Origin of the sequence: Pseudomonas sp. LP_7_YM (genome assembly GCF_004364435.1) — a bacterium.
Classification (GTDB): domain Bacteria; phylum Pseudomonadota; class Gammaproteobacteria; order Pseudomonadales; family Pseudomonadaceae; genus Aquipseudomonas.
The window spans coordinates 35,677-46,248 of the sequence record NZ_SOCT01000020.1; the positions used below are offsets into that span (position 1 = coordinate 35,677).

The 10,572-nt window shown below is 49.7% G+C and carries 4 protein-coding genes; 2 read left to right on the forward strand and 2 right to left on the reverse strand.

The genetic code is table 11. The annotated features are described in order from the left end of the window. Nucleotides 1-2 precede the first annotated feature (2 nt). A complete protein-coding gene (gene drmC / locus EC915_RS24015; RefSeq protein WP_133752964.1) occupies nucleotides 3-821 on the forward strand; it encodes a DISARM system phospholipase D-like protein DrmC in 819 nt (272 codons plus the stop codon). On the opposite strand, the gene EC915_RS24020 is transcribed toward drmC, so the two are convergent. Together EC915_RS24020 and drmD are read right to left on the reverse strand one after the other, a co-directional pair. Beyond that, a complete protein-coding gene (locus EC915_RS24020) occupies nucleotides 818-4,786 on the reverse strand; it encodes an Eco57I restriction-modification methylase domain-containing protein (RefSeq protein WP_133752965.1) in 3,969 nt (1,322 codons plus the stop codon). The two genes, drmC and EC915_RS24020, sit on opposite strands and share 4 nt — an antisense overlap. Then, the gene (drmD, locus tag EC915_RS24025) at nucleotides 4,786-7,923 is read right to left on the reverse strand and encodes a DISARM system SNF2-like helicase DrmD (RefSeq protein ID WP_133752966.1); all 3,138 of its coding nucleotides are present in this window, start codon (nucleotides 7,921-7,923) and stop codon (nucleotides 4,786-4,788) included. Before drmD ends, EC915_RS24020 begins: the two co-directional genes overlap by 1 nt. Before the next feature lie 812 nt (nucleotides 7,924-8,735). Here drmD and EC915_RS24030 point away from each other — a divergent pair. After that, nucleotides 8,736-10,481, forward strand: coding sequence for an ATP-binding protein (locus EC915_RS24030; RefSeq protein WP_256658824.1), 1,746 nt, complete (start codon nucleotides 8,736-8,738; stop codon nucleotides 10,479-10,481). Nucleotides 10,482-10,572: the final 91 nt, after the last annotated feature.

Consider the following 10,572-nt stretch of genomic DNA (forward strand, 5'->3'; position numbering starts at 1 on the left):
CCGTGCCAGATACCAAAAATAAAACTGCCTATACTTTGGCACAGAACGTGCGCCAGTTAATCAATGCGGGTACCTTTGCCGAAGCTATCGTGGCATTGGAATCGGGGGAGCTAACCTCACAATCCGGCTCTGCAAGCATTGCCAAACTGGCCGCAGGGCGGGGGACCGTTCAAAGTGCGCTATCCAGCTTGATAACTATCTGGACGTTTAAGTTCACTGCGCTCAGCAGTGCTGCATTTGCCTTGCAGCTGATAGCACTGAAAGAAGCAGTGTTACTGACTGAAAGCGAAGCCACCAAAACCGAAGTGGTATGGACAGGGCCCAAGGTGGAGGGCTCTTATCTGCGCGCTACCCGCCAAGTGGTGCAGGATATTATTTCCGCAGCTCAATTTGAACTTTTAGTAGTTGGCTATTGGTTGGCAGGAAAAGAAGATTACGAAGGTATTATCAACGACGTCATTGAGTTAATCGCCAATGCCGTTGCGCGGGGAGTGAAGGTCATAATGGTATTGGACGAGGGCGAAAAAGGTTACGGTAAAAATAACCGCGATACCTTGATTGCCCTCTGGCCAAAGGGTATTGCATCACCACAGCTGCTGACTTGGAAAATACCCCCCAACGATAAACACCTGAAGCTGCACGCTAAGGTTCTGGTGGCGGATCGTCACGATGCACTGGTTACTTCCGCCAACCTGACCATGTATGCACTGGATCGCAATATGGAAATGGGTGTTAGAGCGCAAGGACAACCCAGTGAGCGGATTGCCCAACATTTCGAACTTTTAAGGTATAAGGAAATTCTTGTACCTTATGATGTTTAGTGCGTCTCTTGAAAGTGGCGTTCTTTGTTGAGAGCCAAAAGTCGAGCCAGTATTTCGTCGCGAACATCATCGGGCCAGCGATACTTCCAGGGTATATTTTTACCCTCTTCAACCTCGTACTCGGGTATGAAGTCGTAATCCAACACTAAATCATCCCATCCATAGGCCAAAAGGGTCTCTTGATCCAGCGCTGAATGAAGATCACGAAGAAAGGTGATCTTTTCGGATTGTTCATTCGGGTTATTGAAGAGGTTGTATGTATCCGTTAGACCTTTGTCCAGCTCTATTAGTAGTTTCTTTCTATAGTCGTAGTATTTTTGACCAGCATCTCTGAGCGCGTCGTGTCTGGGCGATAATTCAGGGAAAGGAAATGTCTCAAAACAGTCTGAGGGAGCGTAAACTGGTCTGTCTTCTAGGGAGGAGCCAAAAAACAATGCCCACTCCTCGTGAAACCTTGAATGCATTACACAGAACTCAGCCATAGACTCCACAGCAAAGACGATTAGCTTTTGATCGTACACCATGCCGTTGGGCAAGAATGTGAACGTCCGGTACTTGCTCGTTTGAGTGGCTACCATGATGCGCTCAAGTGGTTTAATTGTTCTATAGAGCCCAGGCCGCTTTTCACAATATTGCCACCAACGATCTCGTACTGCTGGTCGCTTTTGTTTGTCTCTGTCAGGTTTAACTTTTGCTTTAACGATCTCGTAAAGGTCGGGCCATTGCTGCGCCTGCGTCTCATCCAGATCAAAGAAATCGATAATGGATCGATGGTGCTGATGGGTTGGCGAGTCGTTAACCTCAGCCCCTCCGATATAAGGAAATATCCTTTCCTGATTTTTTGGATCTATCTCTAACAGCCGATTCATTTCAGCAATAGAGCTGGCGACACCTTTAGTGTCGGTATCGTCAAAGGTGAATCCCATACCCAAAGGATAGCTACCAACAAAACTCTTGTTTGAATTAGAGGCAAGCACGTGCGGGTCTTCGCTGTCTCCTTTATCGAACAAATAAGCGGTGATTTTCTCGACTTTCTTCTGATCAAGATAAAAGGCTTGTTCAGCTTGTCCCTTGTTGATAAAAATCAAACTTACAATAACCGCTGCTTTGCCAGGCCATGGCACTCGTCGCTGAGTATTAAAGATGACGCCTCCATGATTAACAATCCATCGAAGTCCTGTACTGCGGGTATCACCTTGGCGAATAGTTTTGGTCGCAATCAATCCGAAGCTACCCTGCTTTCGGAGCAGATTAAATGTACTGCGGAAAAAGTGTGCAACCAGGTCAGAGTTGCCATGAGACTCTTCATGTACGAGTTTTAACCAGTCGATAAAGTAGTCCCGATTGCCCTCAATGGTGGTATTTTTACCGGCAAATGGCGGGTTACCCACGAAGGCATCGAAACCACCATTCTCTCGGTGAAAGACTTCCGGAAACTCGACTTCCCAGCAAAATGGAATAATTGGCTTATCACCGGTAGTAATCCCTTTGACAATCTTATCAATCTCCTCGGTGGCCTTCTCATCTATGCCTAACCGGTCAAGCCAATAACGATACTCCAACAGTTTGGCTTCCCGCTGTTTGGTGTTAGCACCGTTAAAGAAGGCAGCTATAGCTAGGGTCGCCTTTAATCGGATACTAGCGAGTGCTTCTTCGGCAGTTCGGTTTTCTTTTTCTTTAGAAGTGAAGTCATGATCCGGAATGGAATGAATCGCCTCCCGGTGTAGCTCGGCCTCTTCCACTTCTTGATCAGGTTGGTTGGCAAACAAGGGGCCAAAATCATCTCTGACCGGCTTCCACGTAAAGTTGCGGATTTGCTCAGATGAAAGCCCTATTAGGGAGTTGCCATGCTTGAGTGCATGATCCACAAAGGTAAATGGACGGTCGGTAGAGAGCGTGGTTAGCCAGAGGGATAGCTTGGCCATTTCCACCGCTAACCGATTCATATCCACGCCATAGATACAGCGCTCGGCCACATAGCGGCGAGCGAATACTAACCGTTCCTCGCGGGAATCCGGCATGAGGTTTTCGCTGGCGCGACCTAGCGATTGAGTGGCAAACGGCATGGTTAATATGGCGTCCGGCTGTTCGGCAGTCATACGCTCCCAGGCGTCTACCAATCGCTCCGCCAGATACCGTGTAGCCTGTACGAGAAATGCGCCAGAGCCCATTGCAGGGTCACAAACTTTAAGATTTAGGATTTCCTGCGGTGTCTTGATTAACCGGGGCTCTAAAAGTAGCCCGGGCTTACCTTCAACACTCGTATAGATCTGATGCTCTAACGTACGTCTCACCACAGGTTCGGTGAGAGTAGGAGGTGTGTAGTGAGCGCCACTGGAACGGCGATCCTGCCCGTGGGTAACATACAGTCCGCCCGGCCGGACGATGCCCAAGGGTTGCAAAAATCGTTCAACCGGTTTGGCTAGCGCCAGTAGCTCTGTATCATCAGTCCCGATGTTAACCAGAGTCTGTCGATCTTCGTTTCGTGCCAGCACTTTTTTGATTGTGCCAGCAGTTTTACTGGTGTGCCGGGCAATGGCCTTGATCAGTGCCTCTTGTTCCAAACCTGCAAATTCATTTGCATTTACAGGTTCCGGTTCGACAATTTTGTGCCCGCCCTGCAACAGCAAAAGGGTTTGATTAGCAGGCGCTCTGGCTACGCGTCGATCGAGAAGGCCTTCATACATATGACCGATCTGTTCTACTGCCAGTGTCCGGTAACTCACCAGCTGGCGGACGCCGTCAACCTTGGCATATTTGAGGCTACGCAAAATATCACGTATCACAACATCCCTAACCTTTGGCGGTTCCGGTATATCGCTCGGCCAGGTACCGCCCTTCTTCCTTCCATCAAGTAATTGGTATCGATTTGGGTCGAACAGCTGCCCTCCATGGGCGGCAATGCGAATGTCGGGGTCGACACTGCCGTCATGCAAGAGACGCGAACTTGCTAGCAGGCGGGCATAAGCTGCGTAGGAGTATTTGAGTTTTTCTGGGGCTAGCCGGCGGGTTTCTTCTAGTTCAGTTAACAGGTGCAGCACGCCATAGGCTCTGTCGTAAGTGACATTGCCGTGCGGCAGCAAGCCGTTCTCTTCAGCATAGAGGGTGAACAGCAGTCGCATGATAAAAGCGACACTGGACTCAAACATCTCAGCTTCGCTATACCCGTGAAGGTAGTCGCCGCTGAGTTCGGCATCGACTCTATCGAACTCGTGCACCAGAATCTGCAATGCCTCGCGTACCTGATTGCCTAATTGGTCGGCTACGTCCAATTGTCGCTGACGGCTCTGCTTGATTAGTTCGAGAATGACCTGATTCCGAGGCCCAGCAAAAAAGCGCGATTCACCCAACAGATCCTTGAAGGCCGCCAAGGTTAACGGGTCGTCATTCCACGTTTGCGCTGTCCAGGTCATCCAGGAAGTGGTTTCTGAAGGTGATGCAACGACTAAACGCCAAGCCTCGCCATTAGTTAACAGTCCGAGTTCCACACCGGCTTCTCGCAACAATCGTTCAAACTTAGTGGTGGGCGATGCCTTCCAGCGGCCTTTCTCTTGCTGCCAAGGTTTATCTAACGACTGCTCACGCGGCACTTCAAGCACTAGCATGATGGCGTTTTCTTCATCCAACAGGACGCGACTCGGGCGCAGAACTTCCTGCTGCTCATGCAAATTTACTACTTTGTCGAAGGGAATCGCTGCACCGACTTGCCAGTAGTTTTTGTCTTTCAGGCCTAGAAAATCTTCGAGAATAAAACTAATCCAGGCCGGCTGACCATTGCCCTCCACCATGCCTTTGGGCAGGCTCCATATCTCACGCTGCTTTCGGAAAGCTGCGACCTCTGCCTTATCGAGTGATCTGAAGTTGCCGGCGTCGGCTAACACTGGCTCGCTTAATACCACTCCCGTAATTTCTACGCTGGAAAGCCAGCGATGCTGTCGGCTTGCTACGCGTTTATTCGTGGCCATCAGCTACCCACCTTAGGAAGGATGACCTCTAGGGCAACTGGGTACATTCTTTGGTCTGTCACTTTATATAAATCTCTTTGGCGTTTTGGCTCGATCTCACGCTCCTGTTGAAGCTGTTCGAGCCTACGCTGAAGAGCAAGAAAATCCTGCTCGCGCTGCGCTTGTTCTTCATCATCGAAAGCAAATTGCATCTGCATATCCGCAGAACGCTTTTGCCAGTTATGTATAGCATTTCTGATGGCCGCGATACGCTCGGTGGCCAGACTTTTAGCATGCTTGCGCGCGACCTCACCCCGGGCGGTAAGGGTCAGAATCAACAAGCTGGCTTGATCCCCGGCACTAATGGAAAGCTGCTTAGTAATCGCCTGAATATAAGGCGAAATTAGTTCCTGAACACTGGCGATGTCACCGGTGAAGACCTTAGCATCTTCAGGCCGAGTAACCTCCCCTTCTATAACTACCCCATTTTGGATCGACATTTGGCAGCGGATTAAGCCTTCGTGCAGGCGATTATGCTCTGGCCCCAGCAAAACCAGTCGACCCCATGCAATAACGGCAGGGGCCGTAATCAGGCTCGACTCTGAGATTGAAACTCTGTTCAGTCGGTTACGGGAGGATTGTGTTCCCCACATCTGGATTCGGAACGCAGAAACCGCCCTTCTCATTAACGGATGATCAAGATGGACGATGCCCACGGCATCATTTTCTCTGGCCCTATTACGACTAAAGGAAAGGGGCTTTTGCAAATAATCTGAGCTGACATAGGCTTTGCATTCAGTCCAAGAATTTGGAATCCGCGTTAAAGTGAATTCGTCATTATCCAGCTCCCGAACTGCCTCATTACATCCTTCCAAGTATAAAGCCTGCTTCAATAGCGCAAGCTGGTTGCTATCGGATATATCAAGCGCGCTTCTTGCCCTGTTCAGGGCCTGAACTATTTGTGCAACACTTTCATTTTCGCGAGCCTCGATAGCTATTTCTTCTCGCACGAGCCGTATGCGCGTATCATCGTCGATCGCAGCAAGACTGACAGTCTGACCGAGTGCCTTTTTCCTGACGCTGTCTGCGATTAAAGCACCAACACTGCCAAGGTCGCTTCTGATAACTTCAACTTTATCGACGATATGCTTCAGAAACTCGGAGTCTTCCTGGTTTTTATAAACGAAATGATGAATGCGCACTTCATCAGCTTTCTGACCGTGACGGTCAATACGGCCATTACGCTGCTCCAACCGAATGGGATTCCACGGGATTTCGTAGTGAATAAGATTGCGACAATGCTTCTGAAAATCCGCCCCTTCGGATGCAGCATCTGTGGCCAGCAAAATACGTACAGTGGTTTCACTATTAGACGCTTGAAACTCATCATTGATTTTTTTGCGACCACTATCGTTCATACCACCAACAATGGTTCTTGTCGCTTCAAGGAAACCATTTTTTTCCAGGATGCGTTCCAGATAGTTGAGCGTGTGTTTGTATTCCGTAAAAATAATTACACGCTCGCCATTCCATTGATCCCCATAGCGCAGATTAAGGTTGATCCAAGCGATCAAGGCTGCCGCCTTGCTATCTTCCTCTATCGAAAAGTGAGAAACCTGATGATCGACGATCTCAAACATGCTTTGAAGCATGCTTTTTTCATCATCCGTTAACTCTTGGATGAGTTTGGATGCGGCATTGGTAGCAGCTTCCAAGTTGTCCTCTTTGTCTTCATCATCGCTCCAATCTTCTGACTCTTTTTGCTCGAAGCTATTGAACAGAGACTCGCCGATGCCAAGCGCTCCCTTAATGCCAGCATTTGTCGTGTGGACAATTAGGCTCTCTCGGAACGCCAAGGGAGAGGATAACGCTCGCTTTTTCAAAAGTGTAAGAATGAATTGAAGAGGCCGTTCTGAGCGTTTATCGACCGAGGCTAAACGGCTATTGGTGTATGCTTTGAGCAAATTAAAAAGCTTTTGCTCATCCCCTTTCTGCATGACGTAGAGTTGAGGATCACTGGTTTCGTTACGTGGGAGTATGACCCTTTTGGGGAAACGCGGTGTTCCATCTGGATTGGAGATTTCTTGCTTTAAACGGCGAATGGTAACGGCGGAAAGCTGAGCTTTATCTAGATCAGTGCCGCGTGAGAAACGAAGATTATCCAGTATCTCCAATAAACCGGTGAAGCTCTCCCGGTGGCCATTATGGGGGGTGGCAGTAAGAAACATCTTGTGCTCGAACTGTTCAGAAATAGAACGCAGAAGAGATGTGCGTTCAGAATCACGAATATATTGCTTCTTACCTGATGGGGCTGCGTTATGGGCTTCGTCAAGAACTAACAAATCCCAAGGGCGGTTGTTAGGCCTCTCCTCAAGTCTGCGCCTAGTACACTCATCGAACAATCGACGTGGGTGTTCAGTTTTTAGGTAATCAATTGAGGTAACAAGTCTGGGGAAACTTGCCCACGGGTTAATGCTGGGGCCGTATTCCTTTTTCATTCTAAGTACGGTGTCCCGGTCAATCATTTTAAATTCGAGGCCGAACTTCTCAGCCATCTCATCGACCCATTTGATCTTCAGGTGGGCTGGACAGACGATCAAGACTCGGCTTGCCCTGTGGCTATGAATGAGTTCTTGCATTACCAAGCCAGCTTCAATGGTTTTACCCAGACCTACATCATCGGCCAGCAAGAGGCGTACCCGAGGCATGTTGATGGCCCGGATCACAGGTGCAAGCTGATACTCCTCCATCTGTACACCACCACGAAACGGAGCTTGGAGTGTGTCTCCAATGGCCAACGAACTGGCTCCCCATTGCATAGACCTGATGAAAGCATCAAAAAGTTCGGGTTCATCGTGCGCAGTGATACTGGGAAGAGAGGTGGACTCAATTATGGAAGGAGCAATTTCCCGCTCCCAGATAACCTGGATACTCTCTCCAAGGGCATCATCGCTCAGACATTCTAGTGCGACTCTATGGATGGTCTGATTGGGTAGTGTTTTTGTTTTATTGACCGCTGTGACCGCCCATATTTTGTGGCGCAGCTTCACAATCTGTCCCTGCTCCGGCGCCGCACCTAACTCTGGCATATTGTTATCCGTGCCCTTCAATACATGATTATTCTTGATTACATTTTTGACTTTTAAGAAGCGGTGCAACGGTGCCCCTTTACTAATGTTTCTAGCTTTTGCCTTCCCGGTTCAGCAATCAAATCGTCTGAACCACATGACAATACAGCGTTGATTTTAAATGGATGTCAGCTCTATTACGATGAGTTTGTGCTGTAGTTATCGATGTGAGCGCAGGGAATATGAAAGCCTTCCAACCAACCCTGCCCGCACGTCACCCTAAACTCCCGCCCCGTTCTCGATCAACCCGACCAGCGTATCCTGCTCCTCCGCTTTTTTCAGTTGTTCTAGACCCAAATCCTGCTCCTAGAGAAAGCAGGCTAGTGGTCGAACCATTTGTCTACCAAATGGGTGGCTACTGACCGGAGATCGGGAGAGGGTGATCAAGCCTGAGAAGGGCTCACACCAGAAGCGGCAGACAGGAGGGCGGTGATTGACCATAACGTCCAATTACACGTAGATCTGCAATTTACGATGGCCAGTTGGCACTCAGGGTGCGGCGCGACTCACCACCTTATCTACCAACATGCAGGATTATTTGATCGTCCATGGCTGTGCTGTACGGTGAAAAATAATCGCATGAAGGTATGCTGCGCATCGAAAGCTGGCCATTTGCCGGACTGGCGGCGATAGCATCAAGTTCTGGCGAGGGCGATATTCGGGGCTTGATTTAGGCGGTTGAACGATCTCACTAATGTACTGGATCATTTTTATAAGAGATTTAGCCGTTAAGCCTATATCTGCAAAATTGAGGAATCGCATACTATCTCGGTAAGCGCAGCACGGATTAATGCTCAATAGCGCATTCACCGATTTGAATCAGCCCAAGGACGACGATAGGTATGGAGCAACGATCCCTTCTTTACGACGCACGCTTTCTCGAAAGCTATGCCGGAGCCATCGTCACCGACCCTGCCACAGCCATCGTCGAATTGGTCGCTAATTGCTGGGATGCATACGCGACCCAAGTCGACGTCATGTGGCCTGAGAGCAAGGCCGGCCGGCAATTCCGCATCATGGACAACGGCCACGGGATGACCCGTGACGAGTTCCAGCATATCTGGCGGACAATTGCATACAACCGACTCTCTATTCAGGGCGCAATCGCTGCGCCTCCTAGCGATGTCGAAGGCCTCCCGCGAGCAGTCTTTGGCAAGAACGGTAAAGGCCGTTTTGCAAGCTTCTGTTTTGCCGATGAGTACCTGATTACGTCCCGCAAGAACGGTCAGGAGTTCGTGTGCCGCGTTCATCGGACCTTGACCGAACCACTTGTTTTGGAAGAAATATCATTCAAGGCCGAGGGCGTCGAAGGACACGGGACCGAGATCATCGGCAACGGCAGTATTCCATCCCTGCGATTTACTGAAGAGCAAGCCCGTGAGCTTATCGGCAGTCGCTTCCTGGCAAATCCAGCGTTTACGGTGTCGATCAACGGAGATCCGATTACTTTCAGTGATATCCCTGAATTGCTATCCAGAGAGGAGATTGAAGTCCCAGGGTTAGGGAAAGTAACGATCCTTCATATCGATACAAAAAAGGCCGACCGGACCACCAAGCAACATGGCATCGCATGGTGGGTACAGAGCCGAGCCGTTGGCGACTGTAAATGGAGTCGCAGCGACTACGAGCGAGTACTCGATGGCCGTACTTCCGAGGCCAAGCGCTTCACCTTTATCGTTCAAGCTGATTTCCTAAACCAGCATGACGCCGTTGCACCTGACTGGAGTGCGTTTAAGGACGATAACTTGGCGTGGCAAACGACACACGAAGCGGTCCAAGACCGCATCCGACGGATCATTCATAGCAGCGGCGAAAGCGAGCGTGAAGCTAAGCGCGCGGCAGTTGTCGAGCGTGTAGGCACGACTGTTAATGCCCTGTCGCCAAGCAGCAAGGATAGGGTCGAGGCTTTTATAGATGAAGTTGTGGATAACTGCCCCAACTTTGGTGAGCAGGAGATTGTTCAGCTGTCCACGATCTTGGCCAAGCTGGAAAAGGCAAAGTCACGTTATGGGCTTCTTGATCTTTTGCACAAATGCGAGCCTCACGATTACGACACCCTCCATACGATCCTGTCCGAGTGGACGGTCGGCATGGCCAAGCTTGTACTCGATGAGATTCAAAATCGACTGAAACTCATCGCGGAGCTTCGTACCAAGATTCAGGTGGCTGGGATCGACGAGGTGCATGAGTTGCAGCCGCTATTTGAACGTGGCTTGTGGATGTTTGGTGCGCAATTCGAGTCCATTGAGTTCACGTCCAACAAAGGTATGACGACTGTTATTCGCCAACTCTTCGGTGATAGTCAGGGCAGAGGCAGTCGCAAGCGACCCGATTTTGTGGCCCTTCCAGATTGCAGCGTCAGTTTCTACGCCAGGTCGTCTTACGATGACGACTTCAATGAGAATGGAGTAGCGCACGTGGTGATCGTGGATCTCAAAACTACTGAGCTGCCGCTAGGCTCCCGTGAAAAGGATCAAGTTTGGAAGTATGTGAAGGAGCTGAAAGCTAAGGGATACATCAGGCAGCACACACGGGTGGACGGGTTCCTTCTCGGTAGTGTTATTGAGCAAGGTGAAGATGAGCCGTAACCGTCCGGCGAAGTCACCTACCCGATCCCTGCAATAAGGGCGATGTTCTCCACTTAAAAAATACGTGGACACCATCGACCTTATCTTCAGG

Coding starts and splice junctions, on each gene's coding strand:
- EC915_RS24020 (WP_133752965.1), bottom strand. CDS start 4,786: ATGGCCACGAATAAACGCGTAGCAAGCCGACAGCATCGCTGGCTTTCC.
- EC915_RS24030 (WP_256658824.1), top strand. CDS start 8,736: ATGGAGCAACGATCCCTTCTTTACGACGCACGCTTTCTCGAAAGCTAT.